This is a genomic window from Thermosynechococcus sp. HY213, assembly GCF_031460975.1.
Classification (GTDB): domain Bacteria; phylum Cyanobacteriota; class Cyanobacteriia; order Thermosynechococcales; family Thermosynechococcaceae; genus Thermosynechococcus.
This window is the reverse complement of sequence record NZ_JAVKVB010000008.1, coordinates 92,307-112,244: the sequence shown is the minus strand read 5'-3', so window position 1 is coordinate 112,244 and position 19,938 is coordinate 92,307. Positions and strand designations below refer to the sequence as shown.

19 protein-coding genes are annotated in these 19,938 nt (G+C 54.0%); 16 read left to right on the top strand and 3 right to left on the bottom strand.

Features of this window, described 5'->3' with window-relative positions:
* The first annotated feature begins 166 nt into the window (after nucleotides 1-166).
* Together RHK62_RS04625 and RHK62_RS04620 are read left to right on the top strand one after the other, a co-directional pair.
* Nucleotides 167-520 carry a DUF1830 domain-containing protein gene (locus RHK62_RS04625; protein WP_302678877.1) on the top strand — a complete coding sequence of 118 codons (354 nt, stop codon included), beginning with the start codon at nucleotides 167-169 and terminating at the stop codon, nucleotides 518-520.
* Nucleotides 517-1,194, top strand: a complete 678-nt coding sequence (locus tag RHK62_RS04620) for a RibD family protein (protein WP_310438087.1) — start codon at nucleotides 517-519, stop codon at nucleotides 1,192-1,194. The genes RHK62_RS04625 and RHK62_RS04620 overlap by 4 nt, the downstream gene beginning before the upstream one ends.
* Nucleotides 1,195-1,238: 44 nt before the next feature.
* On the opposite strand, the gene RHK62_RS04615 is transcribed toward RHK62_RS04620, so the two are convergent.
* Nucleotides 1,239-1,982, bottom strand: a complete 744-nt coding sequence (locus RHK62_RS04615; protein WP_310453339.1) for an HAD family hydrolase — start codon at nucleotides 1,980-1,982, stop codon at nucleotides 1,239-1,241.
* Nucleotides 1,983-2,042: 60 nt separating this feature from the next.
* Between RHK62_RS04615 and RHK62_RS04610 the strand changes: the two genes are divergently transcribed.
* The 14 genes from RHK62_RS04610 to RHK62_RS04545 all read left to right on the top strand — a co-directional run bounded on the left by RHK62_RS04610 (nucleotide 2,043) and on the right by RHK62_RS04545 (nucleotide 18,314).
* Complete coding sequence (locus RHK62_RS04610; RefSeq protein ID WP_310453338.1) at nucleotides 2,043-2,645, top strand: aminodeoxychorismate/anthranilate synthase component II; 603 nt, start codon at nucleotides 2,043-2,045, stop codon at nucleotides 2,643-2,645.
* Nucleotides 2,646-2,697: 52 nt separating this feature from the next.
* A complete protein-coding gene (locus RHK62_RS04605; protein WP_302678872.1) occupies nucleotides 2,698-3,447 on the top strand; it encodes an MBL fold metallo-hydrolase in 750 nt (249 codons plus the stop codon).
* Nucleotides 3,448-3,506: 59 nt separating this feature from the next.
* On the top strand, nucleotides 3,507-4,478 hold the full coding sequence (locus RHK62_RS04600) for an ABC transporter ATP-binding protein (protein ID WP_302678871.1): 972 nt from the start codon (nucleotides 3,507-3,509) through the stop codon (nucleotides 4,476-4,478).
* Nucleotides 4,479-4,494: 16 nt separating this feature from the next.
* Entirely contained in the window at nucleotides 4,495-5,298 is an 804-nt protein-coding gene (locus RHK62_RS04595) for an ABC transporter permease (RefSeq protein WP_190278347.1), read from the top strand.
* A 12-nt stretch (nucleotides 5,299-5,310) separates the two neighbouring features.
* Entirely contained in the window at nucleotides 5,311-6,852 is a 1,542-nt protein-coding gene (locus RHK62_RS04590; RefSeq protein ID WP_310453337.1) for a Gldg family protein, read from the top strand.
* 225 nt (nucleotides 6,853-7,077) lie between these two features.
* Complete coding sequence (gene psbA / locus RHK62_RS04585) at nucleotides 7,078-8,160, top strand: photosystem II q(b) protein (protein WP_310438084.1); 1,083 nt, start codon at nucleotides 7,078-7,080, stop codon at nucleotides 8,158-8,160.
* Nucleotides 8,161-8,260: 100 nt separating this feature from the next.
* On the top strand, nucleotides 8,261-9,067 hold the full coding sequence (locus RHK62_RS04580) for a hypothetical protein (RefSeq protein WP_310438083.1): 807 nt from the start codon (nucleotides 8,261-8,263) through the stop codon (nucleotides 9,065-9,067).
* Between the two features lie 7 nt (nucleotides 9,068-9,074).
* Nucleotides 9,075-10,274, top strand: coding sequence for a radical SAM family heme chaperone HemW (gene hemW, locus RHK62_RS04575; RefSeq protein ID WP_310453336.1), 1,200 nt, complete (start codon nucleotides 9,075-9,077; stop codon nucleotides 10,272-10,274).
* Between the two features lie 37 nt (nucleotides 10,275-10,311).
* Nucleotides 10,312-12,240, top strand: a complete 1,929-nt coding sequence (gene htpG / locus RHK62_RS04570; protein ID WP_310453335.1) for a molecular chaperone HtpG — start codon at nucleotides 10,312-10,314, stop codon at nucleotides 12,238-12,240.
* A 25-nt stretch (nucleotides 12,241-12,265) separates the two neighbouring features.
* Entirely contained in the window at nucleotides 12,266-13,732 is a 1,467-nt protein-coding gene (locus RHK62_RS04565) for a site-2 protease family protein (protein ID WP_206201098.1), read from the top strand.
* Complete coding sequence (gene larB / locus RHK62_RS04560; protein WP_310438080.1) at nucleotides 13,733-14,494, top strand: nickel pincer cofactor biosynthesis protein LarB; 762 nt, start codon at nucleotides 13,733-13,735, stop codon at nucleotides 14,492-14,494.
* Between the two features lie 42 nt (nucleotides 14,495-14,536).
* On the top strand, nucleotides 14,537-14,833 hold the full coding sequence (rpsT, locus tag RHK62_RS04555; RefSeq protein WP_149820827.1) for a 30S ribosomal protein S20: 297 nt from the start codon (nucleotides 14,537-14,539) through the stop codon (nucleotides 14,831-14,833).
* Between the two features lie 5 nt (nucleotides 14,834-14,838).
* Nucleotides 14,839-15,636: a TatD family hydrolase gene (locus RHK62_RS04550; RefSeq protein WP_206201096.1), complete on the top strand. Its 798-nt coding sequence runs from the start codon at nucleotides 14,839-14,841 to the stop codon at nucleotides 15,634-15,636.
* A gap of 239 nt (nucleotides 15,637-15,875) precedes the next feature.
* Nucleotides 15,876-18,314, top strand: a complete 2,439-nt coding sequence (locus tag RHK62_RS04545; protein WP_206201095.1) for a phosphoketolase — start codon at nucleotides 15,876-15,878, stop codon at nucleotides 18,312-18,314.
* Nucleotides 18,315-18,352: 38 nt separating this feature from the next.
* Here the strand turns inward: RHK62_RS04545 and hisF are convergent, their stop codons facing one another.
* Nucleotides 18,353-19,147: an imidazole glycerol phosphate synthase subunit HisF gene (hisF, locus tag RHK62_RS04540; protein ID WP_149820833.1), complete on the bottom strand. Its 795-nt coding sequence runs from the start codon at nucleotides 19,145-19,147 to the stop codon at nucleotides 18,353-18,355.
* A 15-nt stretch (nucleotides 19,148-19,162) separates the two neighbouring features.
* The gene (locus RHK62_RS04535; protein ID WP_302678863.1) at nucleotides 19,163-19,822 is read right to left on the bottom strand and encodes a hypothetical protein; all 660 of its coding nucleotides are present in this window, start codon (nucleotides 19,820-19,822) and stop codon (nucleotides 19,163-19,165) included.
* Nucleotides 19,823-19,938 lie beyond the last annotated feature (116 nt).

Here is a 19,938-nt window from a genome sequence, read left to right as displayed (position 1 = left end):
TCGCTGTTTAGGTTTTAACACATTTGCGCCTTTCCAACAGGGGATCACGGGAACTCAAGGAAAGGATGAACTGTCCATCCTGTAGTTGAGTTTACAACTGGATCGAATTGGCAATGTTAGGCTAACAAGGGTAAAGACACGTCCCTATAAGAAACCATTACTTCCTATGCCGCAAATCTTTGATCCCGTCCCTAGCGATAGTTGCGATCGCATCCTCTGCTGTTATGTCAACGCCACTAGCAGAATTCAGGTGGTGCGCATTACTAATATTCCCAATTGGTATTTTGAGCGAGTCGTTTTTCCAGGACAACGGCTTTTCTTTGAATCACCGCCAGCGGGACAACTGGAGGTTCACAGCGGCACCATGGCTAGTGCCCTTCTTGCCGATACGATTCCCTGTTGTAAGCTGCAAGTGCAAGAAAGGGCAGATCATGTTTTTGTCCATGATGGCAACCCCCAGCCTTGGCTACAGTGGTATGATGAGTCCGCTGCAGCAACGGAAAAAGTGATGCTCCATTGAGTCAACCCAATAGTTATCGCCCCTACACCATTGCAGTTTTGGCCAGTAGTTTAGATGGCCGCCTTGCTCGTGCCGATGCTTTGGGTCAGCGCATTGCCTCGGCCTATGACTTTCAGCACCTTGAGCAGCAGGTGGCACAGGTGGATGCGGTACTCTTTGGGGCGACAACATTGCGTTTGGGGGGGACAGCGATGCGCCTTCAGTCTCCCCATCTGATTGCTGAGCGTGAGCACCAAGGGCGATCGCCCCAACCGCTGCAAATTGTCTGCTCTGCCCGTGGTGAATTAGACTTCAATCTTCCCTTCTTTCGCCAGCCCATTTCGCGCGCTTTGCTGACCACCGAGAAAGGCGCCAGCCGCTGGCAAGGATCCACTGCCTTTGATCACTGTTGGTCTGCTGGGGTGGCGGAGATTGACTGGCCACAGGCGTTTAGGCACATTCAAGGGGCTGGTGTACAAACCTTGGCCGTGTTGGGAGGAGGACAGCTTTTCGCCTCCCTGTTGCAGATGGCTGCCATTGACGAATTGTGGTTGACCCTCTGCCCCCTCCTCCTAGGGTCGGTAGCGCCTAGCCTCTATCCAGAGGAGATTGCCTTCTCAGGGAGGTTGACGCTCCTGAATGTCTTGCCCGTGGGCAATGAGGTTTATCTGCACTACCGCCTTAATTATGCTTGACTCATTGCGAGTAACCCTCAATCACCACTGAGTCTAATTAGTTCTCAGTCAGCACTAATCTGCATCTCCAAGGGTGAGGCAAGGATGCAATCACAGTAATTGAGCACTGGTGGCCGATGCCAACCCCACGTAACACCAATGCTGCCCGCTGCCCCCCCCTGCTGTGCCATGAGGCCATCACTATCGGCATCGCCAATAACCACGGTTTGATCGGGTCGCACCCCAAGGCGATCGCACACCCTCAGGAGTACCTGCGGATCGGGCTTCGTGGGTGGTTCATCTCCCCCCTGCCAGCATTGGAAAAAGGGCTTCAGGTGATAGGTGTCTAAAAAAGCCTCGATTTCCGACCTGCGATCGCCAGAAATAATCGCCAAGGCACAGTTCATTCCATGCAACTGTTGTACCAATTCAATCACCCTCGGCAGGGGAGGAGTTAACGCTGCTTTGGTTGTAAATTTTAGCTCTGCTGCTTCAAAGGCGGCACTCACCAGCTCTAGGGCGGCAATCCATGAAACCCCTTGGCTGGCAACAAGGGCTGCTGCGGCAATCAGATTCTCCTGCCGTGTTCCTACAGCTTGCAATCCCCCTGCATCCAAGTGCTCCCCCCTTACACCAAAGGCTTGGAGCAACAATTGCTTGAGATTGGGGAAATGATCAGCAACTGCCGCAGCGCGGGCGATCGCCAGCTCTTTCAAGTACTCAGCAACATCTGCGAGGGTGCCATCCTTATCAAACACCACCGCTGCCACAGGTTCAAAAGCGTGTCCGCGACAGGAGAGCCGTACCATTCAGAAAACCTCTGGGTAGTAGGATCATAAAGAATAAAAAAGATAGAGGACGTTGCCCCCTTGCTTATCGTTATTGATAACTACGACAGCTTCACCTACAACCTTGTGCAGTACCTAGGAGAGCTAGCGCAGGAGTTCCCAGTTGCTGCGGATCTGCGCGTCTTTCGCAACGACAAGATCACCCTCGATGAGATCGCTGCCCTCGCCCCTGCGGGTATTGTGATTTCTCCTGGTCCGGGTCGCCCTGCGGACGCTGGAATTTCTAAAGCCCTGATCCGCACCTATGCTGGCACACTACCCATCTTGGGGGTTTGCTTGGGACATCAAGCAATTGGTGAAGTTTTTGGCGGCACGGTGACGCTCGCACCAACCCTCATGCACGGCAAAACGTCAGAAATTTACCACAGTGGTGTGGGGGTGTTCCAAGACTTGCCCCAACCCTTTACCGCAACCCGCTACCACAGCCTTGTTATTGATCGTGACAGTTGCCCTGATCTATTGGAAATTACGGCTTGGACAGAGGATGGCCTGATTATGGGGGTGCGCCACCGCCACTATCCGACGCTGGAAGGGGTGCAATTCCATCCGGAGAGCATTCTCACCACCTGCGGCAAAGACCTGCTACGGAACTTTTTGCGACGGCTGTCCAGTCCATCATTGTGAGCCAGCCACTTTTCGGTACACTGAGCTGGAAATAGGAGTGTGGGGAGAGAAAATGGAACGGCGGCAGTTCTTGCGTTGGGCACAAATTGGGGCGATCGCCAGCCTGAGTGGACACTGGGCAGCCCATGCCCAAGGGGGGGGTCTCTCTCTGCAATGGTTTGGCCACACCTGCTTTCTCTTCACCGGCAGTGGTCAGCGGGTACTGGTGAATCCCTTCCGTCCCATTGGTTGCACCAAAGGATTGCGGCCTCCCCGTGTCACTGCGGATATTGTCATGATTAGCAGTCGCCTCCTGGACGAGGGTTACATCGAAGGCTTACCCGGTCGGCCTAAACTGCTTTTTCAACCCGGTTCCTATAAAGTCAATGGTTTGAGTATTCAGGGCATCCGCACCAGTCATGATCGCGTCGGTGGCTTGCGCTTTGGCGTCAACGTGGTTTGGCGCTGGCAGCAGGGGGGCATCAATCTTTTGCATATGGGCGGCATTGCCATGCCGATCACGATTGAACAACGCATTCTCATGGGACGGCCTGATGTGATGATTGTGCCAGTGGGAGGAAGTGACAAAGCCTATAGGGCTGAGGAGGCCAAGGCAGCCATTGAAGTTTTGCAACCCCGTTTGGTCATTCCTTCCCACTATCGCACGGCAGCGGCTGACCCCAATAATTGTGATCTGACGGGGCTAGAGGACTTTTTGAAAGTTATGGAGGGAACCCCGGTTCGCCGCAGTGGGGGTGCCTCCCTCAGTCTATCGGCAGCCAATCTGCCCCAAAATACCACTATCCAAGTCCTCAGTATTTGATGAGGAAAACGGCTATATTGTGTGTCAATGTTTCCCGTAGAACGAGTTGAGGAAACGCCATGATTCAGGTCGAACACCTGACCAAGGTTTACGGTACAACCGTCGCGCTGCGGGATGTCAGCTTTTCAGCGGCCAGTGGTGAGATTCTCGGTCTCCTTGGCCCCAATGGCGCAGGCAAAACCACCACAATGCGGATTTTGGCGGGGTATCTACCGGCAACGAGTGGCACAGCATCTATTGCAGGCTATGAAGTCCACACGAATCCGATGGCGGTGCGGCAGCGCATTGGCTATCTGCCAGAAAATCCCCCCCTCTATACGGAAATGACGGTGGCGGGCTATTTGCACTTTGTGGCTCGCATCAAGGGCGTCAGTGCGGGCGATCGCCCCCAGCGGGTGGAATATGCCCTCAAAAGCTGCGGCCTCTGGGATCGGCAACGCACCATTATTCGCAAACTCTCGAAGGGTTATCGGCAGCGGGTCGGCATTGCCCAAGCGATCGTTCATGATCCGCCAGCCATCATTCTGGATGAACCCACGGTGGGTCTCGATCCGCGGCAAATTATTGAGGTGCGCAACCTGATTAAAAACTTGGCGGGGCAGCATACAGTGATCCTTTCTACCCATATTTTGGCGGAAGTGAGCATGACCTGCGATCGCGCCGTGATTATCAATAAAGGCGAAGTGGCGGGCATTGGCCAACTGGATGAACTGCTGCAACGCCTCAGCAGTAGCTACACCTATGACCTCGAACTCGTGGGCGATCGCGCCGCTATTGAATCCCTCCTCCAACAGTTGCCTGCTCTGCAACAGATCACATGGGGCAATAGCACTCCCCAAGGGCGACAGCAACTTCAGGTCAGTAGTCCTTCAGAAATCGGTGCCGATCTCGCCAGTCTCCTTGTCCAAAATGGGGTGCAACTCTTTGAAATGCGCCGCTCCCGTGCCAACCTAGAGGAGGTGTTCTTGAAGCTAACGACCGATGAACCCACCGCAGAACCCAGCGATACCACCGAAGAAGCCCGTGCTTAGCGTTTCCCTCCACGGGCTGCGTGTCCTCCTTGCTAACATTCTTGCCATCTATCGCCGCGAACTCCAGAGTTACTTTAGTGCCCCCTTCTACTATGTGATTGCCGGGGTGTTCTGGCTGCTCAGCGGCCTGTTTTTCCTCGTTGTGATGACGACAATTATTAGCCAAGTGGCTCAGCAGGATTTGCTGCAACAACAGTTTGGGGCGCCGAGCCAAGCCATTGACGTTCCCAAGCTCATCCTCGAAAGTTTCCTTGGACTCCTCGGCTCCATTTCCCAAGTCATTTTGCCCATGCTCTCGATGGGACTGTACACCGAAGAACGCAAACGCGGCACCCTCGAACTTTTAGCCACCTCACCGATTACGAACTGGTGTGTGGCAACGGGTAAACTCTTGGCAGTGCTCACGTTTTATACCACGCTGTTGCTGCCCGTGATTGTCTATCAGTTTGTGGCGCTCCAGCAGAGTACGCCCCCCCTCTCCCCTTGGCTCATTCTGGCGGGCAATGGCGGATTGATTCTTTTAGCAGCAGCCATTCTCTCCTTGGGGATGTTTCTCTCATCGTTGACGGATAGCACGATCTTGGCGGCCATTTTGGGATTTGCGGTGTTGCTGATTCTTTGGGTGCTGGATGTCTTGGCTAAAAATACCGGCGGGAATCTCAGTGATATCCTCACCTACGTCTCACCCCTAGAGCACTTTACCAACCTGACACGGGGAATTTTTCGCAGCAGTAGTCTTGTTGTCTTTGGTAGTTATATTTTCCTCGGCATTTTCCTCACGGCACAGTCCATTGATGCCTTTCGTTACCAGCGCAATTAGGGGGTACCGGTCATGAAACGCTTTGCCCTAGGCTCACCCGAACAATTGACCACGGTATTGCTGTGGGCGGCGCCACTTTTGATCATTGCTGGCTTGAGTGCTGGCATCGTCACCAATCGCTGGAATTGGTTACCCTTGAGCCTTTTAGCTTTGGGGGGGATTGCCCTACTGCTGTGGCTGATCCAGCAAAGTCGTGTCTCCACAGGGTTTTGGGGGCGGCGTTCCACCCAAACCAGTACGAATGCCATCCTGACTGTGATTGCGGTGATTGCTCTATTGGGCATCGTCAATTTTTTGGCCGATCGCTACAGTGTTGAAATCGATCTCACCGAAAACCGTGCCTTTACCCTAGCGGCAGAAACCCGTGATGTTCTGCAAACTTTGGATCAGCCGGTGCGGGTATTGGTGTTTGATGCCAATGCTGCCAGTCGCGATCGCCTGTTGTTGGAACAGTACCGCCGTCAGGCCAACAACCAGTTTTCATTTGAGTTCATTGACCCCCAAGAGCAACCCGCCCTTGCTAAAAAGTACAACGTGACTCAAGTGGGGCAAGTGATTGTTGTGGCGGGCGAGAAAACGCAGCGCATTGATGAAGACCTTTCCGAAAGTAACCTCACCCCTGCCCTGATTCGGGTGACGAGCGATCGCACGATCCGTGCCTATTTCACTACGGGGCACAATGAACTTCCCCTCACAGGTGGCTCCGCCAGTCTCAGTGAAGTGGCTAAACTCCTCGAACAGCGAGATGTGGAACTCCTGCCCCTGAATTTGCTGGAGAAGGGCAAAATTCCTGAGGATGCGAATGTCATTGTGGTCGCTGGACCGCGGCAACCCTTTTTGCGTCTGGAGCAAGATCTGCTCAAGGCGTACCTGAATCGGGGTGGTAGCCTTTTGCTAATGCTCGATGTCGATGTCAACGCCGGTCTGGATGATTTACTGAAAAACTGGGGACTCACCCTCGATAATCGCTGGGTGATTGACGGCTCTGGTGTGGGTCAACAGGTGGGACTCGGTCCCGATACGATTATTGTCACCACCTATGGCAATCACCCGATTACTCAACGCTTTGCCCAAGGTCCGAGTGTCTTTCCCCGCGCGCAAGCCATTCGCATTGATCCTGTGAAGGATGATGACATTGTGGAAATTGCCCTCTCGGGCCCGCAAACTTGGGCGGAAACCGACTGGCAGTCGGGCAACCTTGAATTCACTGAAGGTGTCGATACCAAAGGGCCGCTGCCGATTGGTGTAGCGATTACCCGTCAGTTGAGTGATAACCCACCGAAGGAAGCCCGCTTGGTGGTCTTTGGGGATTCGGAATTCGCCACCGATGGCGTGATTGCCTACCAAGGGATTAATAGTGATCTCTTTGTCAATTCCGTGCTCTGGTTGGGCGATCGCGACCAAAAGGCACTCTCGATTCGGCCGCGCGAAACCACCAATCGCCGCCTGCAACTCAATGTCACCACCAGTCGCTGGCTAGAGATTATCAGTGTCTTTCTGTTGCCCCTTGTCGGGTTTGGCTCTGCCATTTTTGTCTGGTGGCGGCGCCGCTAACTCTTCACTGGCGATCGCGCGTGACCACCCCTGATCCCTGAGAAATCATTAACAAAATATAAAATTCAGACACAACCCTTTACATTTTCCTGAGAGATTGGTTAATATGAGGTTACATTCCGTTGCACAACGCCAGCGGGTGCGCCTGAGGCCTCTCAGGGACTCGATTTGGGAGTGTAAACGGTTTGTAACATTCATTCATCTTGTTCAACAGGACTTATCACTATGACGACTGTTTTACAACGTCGCGAGCAACTGAACCTGTGGGAGCAATTTTGTAGCTGGGTTACCAGCACCAACAACCGCCTCTATGTGGGCTGGTTCGGTGTGTTGATGATCCCCACTCTGCTCGCTGCTACCATCTGCTTCGTGATTGCTTTCATCGCTGCTCCCCCTGTGGACATCGATGGCATTCGTGAGCCTGTCGCTGGCTCCTTGCTCTATGGCAACAACATCATCACGGGTGCAGTGGTGCCCACCAGCAACGCCATTGGCTTGCACTTCTACCCCATCTGGGAAGCTGCTTCCCTTGATGAGTGGCTTTACAACGGTGGCCCTTACCAGCTGATTATCTTCCACTTCTTGATCGGTGTCTTCTGCTACATGGGTCGTGAGTGGGAACTCAGCTACCGCCTCGGTATGCGGCCTTGGATCTGCGTGGCCTACTCCGCTCCTGTGGCTGCCGCTACCGCTGTGTTCTTGATCTACCCCATTGGTCAAGGCAGCTTCTCTGACGGGATGCCCCTCGGTATCTCTGGTACCTTTAACTTCATGCTGGTGTTCCAAGCGGAGCACAACATCCTGATGCACCCCTTCCACCAACTGGGTGTGGCTGGTGTCTTTGGTGGTGCTCTGTTCTCCGCCATGCACGGTTCTCTGGTGACCTCCAGCTTGATCCGTGAAACCACCGAAACCGAGTCTCAAAACTACGGTTACAAATTCGGTCAAGAGGAAGAAACCTACAACATTGTGGCTGCCCACGGTTACTTTGGTCGCTTGATCTTCCAATACGCCAGCTTCAACAACAGCCGTGCGCTGCACTTCTTCCTCGCCGCTTGGCCGGTGATCGGTATCTGGTTCACCGCTCTGGGTATCAGCACGATGGCCTTCAACCTCAACGGTTTCAACTTCAACCACTCCGTTGTCGATGCTCAAGGCAACGTGATCAACACCTGGGCTGACATCATCAACCGTGCCAACTTGGGTATGGAAGTGATGCACGAGCGTAATGCTCACAACTTCCCCCTCGACTTGGCCAGCGCTGAGTCTGCTCCTGTGGCCATGATTGCTCCTAGCATCAACGGCTAATTTCTAGAGCAACGCTAACTAGCGTTTAGTTAAAGGAACCGCCTCTTCATCGGGGGCGGTCTTTTTTTATGATGATGGTCAAAGGGTAGAGACTTTGTTAATGAATGGTTGGACATCCCTCTTGGCAGTGGCAGTGCCTCTTGTGGTGCAAGCAGCAACACCAGCTCCAGAGATCATTACGCGGGCGATCGCGATCGCTGCCGAGCAGTTTGGTGAGGAACCAGAGCAAATTAGCGTGGTTCAAGTTCAGCCCAAAGTTTGGTCTGATGGCTGTTTGGGCTTGGGGGGATTGCGGGTGGATTGTGCTGAGCGTTTAACCCCCGGTTGGGAAATTACCCTGACAAATCCCAAGGCGCCTTACCCCCAGCAGTGGGTCTATCGCAGCAATCACAGTGGTTCCCTGATTCTTTGGGATGCCGCTGGCAGTCGGATGATCGGCACCCTCATTCAGCGCCCCCAACGCCTGAGTCCAGAGGAGTTGCCGCCCCCCCTTCCTGAGGGCGTGAGTTTTCGCGTGATTCGGCAAAGTGATGCCTCTGGGAGCCGTCTACCCGTAACGACAACGACACTGCTTTATAACGATGGTCGGATTGTGCAGCAAACCACCAATGCTCGCGGGGAAACCCTCAGCCGCACCCTACGCACAGTGACACCTGCTCAAGTCAGTCAATTTAATCAATGGTTGAGCGATCGCCGGTTTGAGCGCTTCAATGGCTTTGACTTTGTACCCACACCCCTAGAGCGACCGGTGCCTATTCATCTCGTCTCGACCCCCACCGCAACGGTGCGCTTTGCTGAAGCCAATGAATACCGCCTTGCCTCTGATTTGGTCGCTGTTTTGCGGGCATGGGAGTTATTGGTTGCCAAAGGTCGGCTGCCTGACCAGATTTCATCACAAACCAGTTAAGAAAACAATGACTAGAGCCGCATACATTCATCTGCCCTTTTGTCGGCGCCGCTGCTTCTACTGTGACTTTCCGATTACGGTAGTGGGAGATTCTCCGACGCTGGCAGAGTCACTTATCCAAGAGTATGTGGCTGCACTCTGTCAAGAAATTGCCCACACCCCTGCTGAGCCGCCACCACTCCAAACGATTTTTTTTGGGGGGGGAACACCGTCTCTAGTCCCGCCTCAATACATTGGCCAACTGCTGGAAGCCCTCGATCGCCAAATAGGCATTGCCCAAGGGGCAGAAATTTCCATGGAAATGGATCCGGGGACATTTGACTTAAAACAATTGCAGGCCTATCTCAGGGTAGGGGTGAATCGCGTCAGCTTGGGTGTACAGGCCTTTGACAATGAGCTATTGCAAGTGTGTGGCCGTAGTCACGATGTGACCGATGTTGAGCGTGCAGTGGCTCTGATTCACGAGGTTGGGGTGGAAAATTGGAGCATGGATCTCATTTTGGGGCTACCGAATCAATCCCTGCAGCGTTGGCAACGCTCCCTAGAGCAAGCGATCGCCCTCAACCCTACCCATCTATCCATCTACGACCTGATCATTGAGCCAAAAACCGTCTTCAGCAAACGCTATCAACCCGAAGCAGCCCCCCTACCCACCCAAGAACAGGCCGCCGCTGCCTATCGCCTTGGCCACGAAATCTTAACCGCAGCGGGCTACGATCACTACGAAATTTCCAATTATGCCCGACCGGGGTTTGCCTGTCGTCACAATCAAGTGTATTGGCGCAATCAACCCTACTATGGCTTTGGCATGGGCGCCACCAGTTATCTCGGGCATCGTCGCCTCAGCCGTCCGCGTACCCGCCGTGAATACTATCAATGGCTGCAAAGTTTACCCGAGAGCCTCAATCAAGTCAGTCCAGATGCCCAGTGGGATCGCTGGTTGGAAACCCTCATGCTGGGCTTGCGCCTCAGGGATGGCCTCTCTTTAACTGCTCTGGCGGATGAATTTCCGATGTCGTGGGTTGAAGCCCTACAAGCAGCAGCGGCAAACATGTCTCCAGAGACACTTTCTTTGACGGGCGATCGCCTGCACTTGACCCAGCCAGAAGGATTTCTGATGGCCAATACCGTCATTGTCACTCTTTGGGAGGCGATGGAGAGATCGGTTTTCCACCACCAGCAAGGGCAACCCCTACCGATACACTAGAGGTTGTCTGACCAAGAATACACTCACGGGAAGCATCATGTTGGAACAGGGAACCATTTCAATCCATACTGAGAACATTTTTCCAATCATTAAAAAGTGGCTCTACTCCGATCATGAGATTTTCCTGCGGGAACTGGTCTCCAATGCGGTAGATGCAATCCAAAAACTGCGGATGGTGGCACGTTCTGGGGAATATAGCGGCGATGTGGATCACCCGGAAGTGACGATCACGATTGACAAAGAAAACAAAAAGCTGGCGATCGCCGACAACGGCATTGGCATGACCGCCGAGGAAGTCAAAAAATACATTACCCAAGTGGCCTTTTCCAGTGCCGAAGAATTCGTTCAAAAGTACAAAGGGGAAGGGGAAGACGCAATCATTGGTCACTTTGGCCTTGGCTTTTACTCCGCCTTCATGGTCTCAGAACGGGTGGAAATTGATACCCTCTCCTACCGCGAAGGTGCTGTCCCCGTGCATTGGACCTGTGATGGTTCCACTGAATTTACCCTCTCCGATGGTCAGCGCACCAGTGTTGGGACAACCGTCACCCTAACCCTGCAAGAGGGTGAGTTGGAGTACCTAGAACCCGGCCGCATTCGTGAATTGGTGCGCAAATACTGTGACTTTTTGCCGGTGCCAATTAAGCTAGAGGGTGAGCAAATTAATAAACAAATTGCCCCTTGGAAGAGTGCCCCCAATAGCCTCACCAAAGAAGACTATCTCGAGTTTTACCGCTATCTCTATCCCTTTCAAGAAGACCCGCTGCTTTGGGTTCACCTCAATACCGACTATCCCTTTGTGGTGAATGGCATTCTCTACTTTCCAAAGCTGCGCCCCGATATTGATGTCAGCAAGGGGCAAATTAAGCTCTACTGCAACCAAGTCTTTGTCAGCGATAACTGTGAAGAGGTGATCCCGCGCTTTTTGCTGCCTTTGCGGGGGGTCATTGACAGCAGCGACATTCCCCTGAATGTGTCCCGCAGTTTCCTGCAAAACGATCGCACGGTGCGCAAAATTGCCGACTACATTGCCAAAAAGGTGGGCGATCGCCTGAAGGAGCTATACCGCGAAGACCCGGCGGCCTACGTACGCTCGTGGCAAGACTTGGGCACCTTTGTCAAATTCGGTTCCATCAACGATGAGAAGTTCAAAAAGCAGGTGGAAGATATTCTCATCTACCGCACCACGGCCGAACTCATCTCCAAAGAGAGCGAGGATGTCTGGGCCAGTGAGGGGGGCATCCAAGTGGATGGCAAAACCTACACCACCCTCAAGGAGTACCTCGAGCGCAACCAAGAGCGCCAAGGCAAGCGCGTCTATTACTGCACCGATGAGGTGAACCAAGCCACCTACGTGCAACTGCTTAAAAGCCAAGGGATTGAAGTCCTGTTTATGGACAGTTTCATTGATACCCACTTTGTGCCGTGGCTGGAGCAAAATTACCGCGATGTCAAGTTTCTGCGGGTGGACGCTGAACTGGATGAAACCCTGATTGACAAGAGCAAAGAGAGCGAAATCATTGACCCAGCTACCAACAAAACCCGCAGTGAGCAGATCAAGGCGCTCTTTGAATCTGTGCTGAAAAAGCCGAAACTGACCATTCGCACCGAGGCCCTCAAGGCCGATGCCCCCCCGGCAATGATCCTGTTGCCCGAAACCAGTCGGCGGATGCAGGAGATGATGGCGATGATGCAGCAGCAACCCAATGCGCAGTTGCCAGAGGAGCATATCTTGGTTGTCAATACCGCCCATCCCTTGGTGCAAAATCTCCTCAGCCTCAACCAAGGCACGATTATTCAAACCAGCGGCACCTCAGAAACGGGTGCATTGGTCGAAAAGCTGTGTCAGTATATCTACGATTTGGCTCTATTGTCACAGCGGGGCTTTGATGCCAATGGTATGCAGCAATTTACAGAGCGTGCCAGTCAAGTTCTGACCCAACTGACCACTATGGCCACGCGCTAACGTTTGCAAACGCGGGAGGTAACGCATGATTATTACGGTAGGCCTATTGGCGGGGGCGATCGCCCTACTGGCGTGGGGACTGTACCGCAACCTGCCCTACGGCAAGCTGGGGATTGTGGCTTGGCTGCAAACCCTTGTCCTGATGCTCCCTTGGCTAGTGGTTTTTGGCAGCCTCAGCTTTGGGATTGTGATTAACTTTGCTGCCGTGCTCTTTGGGCTGGTGTTCTCGATTGTGGCCTATGTTGCCCTTGGCCGTTGGTTGCGATCGCTGGCGGCCACCGCCGAATTGCCCCTACCCTCTGCTCCCTCTGGCCGTTCGGAACTAGAGCAAGCCACCACAGAGCAGACGACCCCAGCCCAGCCTACTGCACGACCCAGCCTTCCCGCCGAAGACCTACAAGCCATTCAAAGTATCTTTAGCGTGGATACCTACTTCGCCACCGACTACATTCCCTACAAAGGGGGCGTGATCTGCCCGGGGAATCTGCGGGGAGAGGCCAAAGTGGTGCATCAGCAACTCACTGAACGCCTACAGGCCGCCTTGCCCGATCGCTATCGCCTTTTTATGGTGGCCAATGGGGAGGGCAAGCCGATGGTCGTGATTTTACCAATGACGACCGAACCAATTCGCTCGGGCAATCTTCAGAAGCTGGCAGCGGTTTTCTTGGCGGTGGCCACCCTTGGAACCTGTCTCGAGACCAGTGCCATCCTGCAGGGGTTTAGCTTACTGGGAAATCCAACCACTGGCCTCTTCCAGCGATCGCTCCCCTTTGCCTTGGGTCTCTTTGGCATTGCCGCTATACGGGAAGGGGGTCACTGGCTAATGGCCAAACGCTATCGGGCACGCTTGGGGCCGCCCATCTTTTTACCCGCGTGGCAGTTGGGGACTTTTGGAGCCATGACCCGCATTGAATCCTTCCTTGCCAATCGCAGTCAACTCTTTGACATTGGTGCAGCAGGGGCGATCGCGGCTGGTAGTGTTTCGCTGCTGCTGTTGGCCATTGGCCTTGTTCTCTCGCCCACGAGTCAGGGGTTAGAGGTGCCGACCCTCTTTTTCCAAGGCTCGATTTTGGTGGGGACGATCGCCAAGCTCTTTTTGGGGCAGCAGTTGCAAAGTGAAGTGGTGGTGGTGCATCCCTTTGTGATTTTGGGCTGGCTGGGCTTGATCATGACGGCCTTGAACTTGATGCCCGCAGGACAACTGGATGGGGGGCGGATTATTCAAGCCATTTACGGTACCAAAACCGCCAAACGACTGACGATTATTACCCTTGTGGTCTTGGGCTTGGTGGCGATCGTCAACCCCTTGGCCTTGTATTGGGCGTTGGTGATTCTGCTGTTGCAGCGGGATATGGATCAGCCCAGTCTCGATGAGATCACCGAACCCGATGATACCCGTGCTGGTCTTGGTCTGCTGCTGTTGTTCCTGATGGCCGCTACCTTGATCCCGATGGCGCCGGGGCTAGCGGGTCGCTTGGGAATTGGAGGCTAAATGCCCGACTCACTGCGGCAAATTTTGACGGCAGTTGCCCAAGGACAACTGAGCGTAGAGACCGCCTATCGCCAACTGCAACACCTGTCCTACGAACCCATTGGCGATTTTGCACGCATTGATCACCAAAGGCAGCAGCGCACCGGCTTTCCAGAGGTGATTTGGGGACCCGGCAAAACCCCGCAGCAGATTGTCGAGATTTTGCAGCGGATGCGTCCCCACTATCCCTGTGTGATGGCCACGCGCATTTCCTCTGAGGTGTTTGAGGCGCTGCGATCGCGCGTTGGTGGACTGCACTATTTTGAAAAGGCACGGATTTGCAGTACAGCCCCCATTTTGCCGCCGCAGTTTCCCCTGCCGGTGGGCTTGGTCTGTGCCGGCACAGCGGATCTACCCGTGGCCGAAGAGGCAGCAGTGACGTTGCAACTGTCAGGATTTGGGGTTGAGCGATTTTGGGATGTGGGGGTGGCGGGAATTCATCGGCTGTTGAGTGTGCGCGATCGCCTAGAGGAGATGGCCCTGCTCATTGTGGTTGCGGGCATGGAGGGGGCACTGCCCAGTGTGGTGGCGGGGCTAGTCTCGGTACCCGTGATTGCTGTACCCACCAGTATTGGCTATGGCGCGAATTTTGGCGGTTTGGCAGCGCTACTGACAATGCTCAACTCCTGTGCCCCCGGCATTGGTGTCGTCAATATTGACAATGGCTTTGGGGCGGCAATGCTGGCGGCCAAGATCTTGCGATCGCTCAGTCAACGGTTATAATGGTTATTTGTTCTTAACGTGTGATTGATCATCAGGTGACCTGTGGCTAACATCAAATCTGCCGCTAAACGTGCCCAAATTGCTGAGCGCAACCGTCTTCGCAACAAAGCCTATCGCTCGGCAGTGCGGACGCTGATTAAAAACTACTTGACGGCTATTAGTCAGTATGCTGCCGATCCCACTCCGGAAAAACTGGCGGAAGTCCAGCAGCGACTCAACTTGGCCTTTAGCAAAATTGACAAAGCGGTTAAGCGCGGTGTGCTCCATCGCAACACCGGTGCCCGTCGTAAAGCGCGGCTGACCCGTATCCTCAACAAAACGCTGCAACCGGCTGCCTAATCCCCATGTTGGTGGATACCCACGTCCATCTCAACTTTCCAGAGTACGCATCCGATCTGGACTCAGTGGCTGAACGCTGGCGATCGGCGGGAGTGGTGCGGCTGGTTCACTCCTGCGTTGAACCCAGTGAATTTCCCACCATTCAGCGCCTTGCCGCGCAGTTTCCCGAACTCTTTATGGCAGTGGGTCTCCATCCCCTAGATACAGAGCAGTGGCAGCCGGATCTCAAGGAAAAAATTGCCCGCCTTGCCGCCAGTGAACCCAAGGTGGTGGCCATTGGCGAAACAGGTTTAGATTTTTACAAAGCCACGAATCGCGAAGAACAGGAAGCGGCCTTTTGGGCACAGTTGGAGGTTGCCCACAGCTTGAATCTGCCAGTGATTATCCACTGTCGGGAGGCAGCCGCTGCCGCGCGGGATCTACTTCAACAGTTTGTGCGCGATCGCGGGCCGGTGCAAGGAGTGATGCACTGCTGGGGCGGTACCCCCGAAGAAACGGAGTGGTTTCTCGATCTGGGTCTTTTTATCAGCTTTAGCGGCACCGTCACGTTTAAGAACGCCAAACAAATCCATGCCTCGGCACAAATGGTTCCCAGCGATCGCCTACTGGTGGAAACGGATTGCCCCTTCCTTGCCCCTGTGCCCAAACGCGGCGAAAAACGCAATGAACCCAGCTATGTGCGCTTTGTGGCTGAAGCCGTCGCCCGTCTGCGACAATGTGACCTCTTGGAATTAGAACAGCAAACCACCCTCAACGCCTGTCAGCTCTTTCGCCTCCCCCTGCCCCCAGAAGTTGCCGCATAAATTGCTCAGGCATTGGGAAGTTTACTGAATTGAATCAACGTTAAAAAATCTAGCGCATTTGCGAGCCTAGCCGTTTCAGCATCCTAGGATGGGGCTGTAGGCTAAAGACGATAGTTTAGGATGTGTCTCGATTAGTAAGTAGGCAATTCGTGGATTCTTGATCAACGCCGTTAGCACTTTGATCTATATGATCTCGGTTGATTTTCTTGATACTCATGCTGACTTGACGAGGATACTGTATGGTTAGCTCTCCTCCCCGTCCCACCGAACTCACCGCTGATATTCATGCTTTTGGTTCTGCTCGCGCCACGATTCAAGGACAGCCCTTGAGTGATAGTGAAGTTGAGGCCATGGATGCCTTCTTCCGTGCCTGTAACTATCTGGCCGTGGGCATGATCTATTTGCTCGATAACCCCCTACTCAAGGAACCCCTCAAGCCTGAACACATCAAAAAACGCCTCCTTGGTCACTGGGGATCGAGTCCGGGTCTGTCCTTTTGCTACCTTCACCTCAATCGCATTATTAAAAAGTACCAACAGGAGGTGATTTTCCTAGCGGGTCCCGGTCATGGGGCACCGGGGGTTTTGGCACCTGTTTACCTTGAAGGCAGTTACACCGAGATTTACCACAACATTAGTGAGGATGCCCACGGCCTCAAAAAATTCTTCAAGCAGTTCTCCTTCCCCGGTGGCATTGGCAGCCACTGCACCCCAGAAACGCCCGGCTCGATACACGAAGGGGGAGAATTGGGCTATGTCCTCTCCCATGCCTGTGGTGCTGCCTTTGACAATCCTGATTTAATTGTGGCGGCAGTGGTTGGCGATGGGGAAGCAGAAACGGGGCCTTTGGCCACCTCATGGCACATCAATAAATTCCTCAACCCGGCGCGCGATGGGGCAGTCTTGCCGATTCTCAACTTGAATGGCTACAAGATTAACAACCCGACGATTCTGGCACGCATTCCCCATCAAGATTTGGAAAGCTACTTCCGCGGTTTAGGGTATGAACCCTGCTTTGTGGAAGGTTCCGATCGCCCCTCAATGCACCAAGCAATGGCCGCCACCCTCGATTACTGCGTGACTAAAATTAAGGAGATTCAACGGGCGGCTCGGCAAGAGGGCGTTACCACCTTACCCCGTTGGCCGATGATTGTGCTGCGTACCCCCAAAGGGTGGACAGGCCCCGCGGAAGTGAATGGCCACAAAGTGGAAGGCTTCTGGCGAGCACACCAAGTGCCCATGGCCGATGTCCACACCAACCCTGAAAACCTTAAGCTCCTTGAAAATTGGCTGCGCAGCTACCGCCCCGAAGAACTCTTTGATGAGAATGGCACATTTCGTCCTGAACTCAAAGCCTTGGCGCCAACCGGCAACTACCGTATGGGCATGAATCCCCACGCCAATGGTGGGCTATTGCGCAAGGATTTGAAAATGCCCGACTTTCGGCAGTACGGCATTACGTTTGAGAAACCCGCCCAAATTGAGGTGGAAAATACCCGTCCCCTTGGAGTCTTCCTGCGGGATGTGATGCGCAATAACATGACCAATTTCCGTGTCTTTGGTCCCGATGAAAATACCTCGAATAAGCTCAATGCCATTTACGAGGTCAGCAAGAAATTCTGGATTGCGGAATACTTTGAGGAGGACGCCGATGGCGGTGAATTGTCCCCTAATGGTCGCGTCATTGAAATGCTCAGCGAGCACACCATGGAGGGGATGCTGGAGGGCTATCTGCTGACGGGTCGCCATGGGTTCTTCTCCACCTATGAGTCCTTTGTCCATGTCATTGACTCGATGTTTAACCAACATGCCAAATGGTTGAGCATCTGCAATGAACTCTCGTGGCGGGCGGATGTGGCCTCGTTGAACCTGCTGATTACGTCCACGGTGTGGCGGCAGGATCACAATGGCTTCACTCACCAGGATCCGGGATTTTTGGATATTGTCTGCAACAAGAGTGCAAAGGTTACGCGCATTTACTTACCGCCTGATGTCAACTCACTGCTGTCGGTGGCGGATCACTGCCTGCGGAGCAAAAACTATGTGAATGTGATTGTCTCCGACAAGCAGTTGCACTTGCAGTACTTGACGATGGATCAGGCGATTATCCACTGCACGAAGGGGCTAGGCATTTGGGATTGGGCCAGCAATGATCAAGGCTGTGAACCCGATCTGGTGATGGCCAGTGCCGGGGACATTCCCACCCAAGAGGCGTTGGCGGCGATCGCCCTCCTGCGGCAGGAGTTTCCAGAGCTGAAGATTCGCTATATCAATGTGGTGGATCTCTTTAAGCTGCAACCGGAAACCGAACACCCCCACGGCCTGAGCGATCGCGACTTTGATAGTCTCTTTACCCTCGATCGCCCGATTATCTTTAACTTCCATGGTTATCCGTGGTTGATCCACCGTCTCACGTACCGCCGTCACAATCACCGTAATTTGCACGTGCGCGGTTACAAAGAAAAGGGCAACATCAACACCCCCCTTGAGTTGGCCATCAATAATGAGATTGATCGCTTTAGTCTTGCCATTGATGCCATTGATCGCCTCCCCGGTCTTCAAGTGGCGGGTGCCCATGCCAAGGAAAAATTCCGCAACATGCAAATTGAAGCCCGCAACTACGCCTACGAGTACGGTGTGGACAAGCCGGAGTTTAGCCACTGGACTTGGCCATTTTAGCTTGATCCTCTAGGTTGATGCTCTGCCCCTCTCTTCGCTTATCGGCAAGGGAGGGGTTCTTCTTGGCGCACGGGCACTTGGTGCTGATGGAGATAGTCCTTGATCTGGGCGATCGTCAGTTGGCCATAGTGTAGGAGCGAAGCCAACAGTGCCGCCTCTGCTTTCCCTTCCACAAGAGCCGCGCGAATATGCTCACAGGTACCCGCCCCCCCAGAGGCAATCACAGGAATCTCCACCCGCTCAGCGATCGCCCGCGTCAATTCGAGGTCGTAGCCCGCCTGTGTCCCATCGGCATCCATACTGGTCACCAGCAGTTCGCCCGCACCCCGTTTAGCCATTTCCACCGCCCATTCAATCGCATCTAGCCCCGTAGCTTCCCGTCCGCCGCGCACATAGACTTGCCAACGGGGGTTTTTAGGATCCCAATGGGGTTCGCGCCGCGCATCAATGGCGACAACAATACATTGGGCACCAAAGCGATCGCTGGCCTGATTCACGAGATCGGGTTGCCGCACTGCCGCTGAATTCAGGCTGACTTTATCTGCTCCGGCGCGCAACAGGTCTTTGATCATGGTCAGAGACTGAATCCCACCCCCCACCGTCAGGGGAATGAACACCTGATCTGCGGTGCGATAGACGACATCAATAATAATGTTCCGCTCTTCATGGGTGGCCGTAATATCGAGAAACACCAGTTCATCCGCACCCGCTGCATTGTAGGCTTGGGCGAGTTCGACCGGATCGCCGGCATCGCGCAGGTTGACAAAGTTCACGCCCTTGACGACGCGACCCGCCTTCACATCCAAACAGGGCAAAATTCGTTTGGCAAGCATTTAGCCTCCTTGGGACTACTGCACAGTGACACGGCGACCCCCGCCACTGACAAAGATAATGGCGCGACCCTCCGCCATCGGTTCCCAACCGACATCAAAGCCACTGCGCCAAGCCACCGCACGAGCTGCCCGGAAACAATCAAAGCTATCGGGACGCACAAAAAAGACAAGGGAATAGCGGCTGGGGGAGAGGCGATCAATGGTACGCCGAAAGTTGGACGCGGGTTTTTCCAGCGTGCTAAAGGATTCCCCAGCGGTGCGATCGCGGGGTTCAAAAAGGGTTTGCAAAATTGGTTGCCCTTGGCTGTGCACCAGACTCAGGCGCACATCGTAGTAGCGGGTACGGTGGTGAAAGGACTCTAGTTGTTGCTGAATTTGGCGGGGATCTGCAAAGGGATTTTCTGTAATGCGCCGCAGGTGGCGATCGATGGCCTCACTGGCTTGATCCTCCTCAAGGGGCAGGGCGCGATTTTCACGACACTCAAAGAAATACACCTGCTTGCGGGTTTCGCGGGCAATGGGCGTGCGCACAAGAGCAGGAGACACCGCTGCCGTCAAGCTAGCAAAGAGGCAGACAAAGATCATCACCCCCACGGTATTGGTGAGGACATCGAGGAACGAGTCCAGATTTTGACTGGGGGCTTGGACTTGGGGACGGGAGCGCGATCGCTTCATGAAGCGGCAGTACAGAGACTTCTTCTAGGGTATCGGAATTCTTGACCTCTGGTCTTAGCGCATCTGATAGAGTGGCAATACAGTGGCAATTAGCATAGATCACTCATCAACTCCTC

Coding starts and splice junctions, on each gene's coding strand:
- RHK62_RS04625 (WP_302678877.1), top strand. CDS start 167: ATGCCGCAAATCTTTGATCCCGTCCCTAGCGATAGTTGCGATCGCATC.
- RHK62_RS04615 (WP_310453339.1), bottom strand. CDS start 1,982: ATGGTACGGCTCTCCTGTCGCGGACACGCTTTTGAACCTGTGGCAGCG.
- RHK62_RS04605 (WP_302678872.1), top strand. CDS start 2,698: ATGGAACGGCGGCAGTTCTTGCGTTGGGCACAAATTGGGGCGATCGCC.
- RHK62_RS04600 (WP_302678871.1), top strand. CDS start 3,507: ATGATTCAGGTCGAACACCTGACCAAGGTTTACGGTACAACCGTCGCG.
- RHK62_RS04590 (WP_310453337.1), top strand. CDS start 5,311: ATGAAACGCTTTGCCCTAGGCTCACCCGAACAATTGACCACGGTATTG.
- psbA (WP_310438084.1), top strand. CDS start 7,078: ATGACGACTGTTTTACAACGTCGCGAGCAACTGAACCTGTGGGAGCAA.
- RHK62_RS04580 (WP_310438083.1), top strand. CDS start 8,261: ATGAATGGTTGGACATCCCTCTTGGCAGTGGCAGTGCCTCTTGTGGTG.
- hemW (WP_310453336.1), top strand. CDS start 9,075: ATGACTAGAGCCGCATACATTCATCTGCCCTTTTGTCGGCGCCGCTGC.
- htpG (WP_310453335.1), top strand. CDS start 10,312: ATGTTGGAACAGGGAACCATTTCAATCCATACTGAGAACATTTTTCCA.
- RHK62_RS04565 (WP_206201098.1), top strand. CDS start 12,266: ATGATTATTACGGTAGGCCTATTGGCGGGGGCGATCGCCCTACTGGCG.
- larB (WP_310438080.1), top strand. CDS start 13,733: ATGCCCGACTCACTGCGGCAAATTTTGACGGCAGTTGCCCAAGGACAA.
- RHK62_RS04550 (WP_206201096.1), top strand. CDS start 14,839: ATGTTGGTGGATACCCACGTCCATCTCAACTTTCCAGAGTACGCATCC.
- RHK62_RS04545 (WP_206201095.1), top strand. CDS start 15,876: ATGGTTAGCTCTCCTCCCCGTCCCACCGAACTCACCGCTGATATTCAT.
- hisF (WP_149820833.1), bottom strand. CDS start 19,147: ATGCTTGCCAAACGAATTTTGCCCTGTTTGGATGTGAAGGCGGGTCGC.
- RHK62_RS04535 (WP_302678863.1), bottom strand. CDS start 19,822: ATGAAGCGATCGCGCTCCCGTCCCCAAGTCCAAGCCCCCAGTCAAAAT.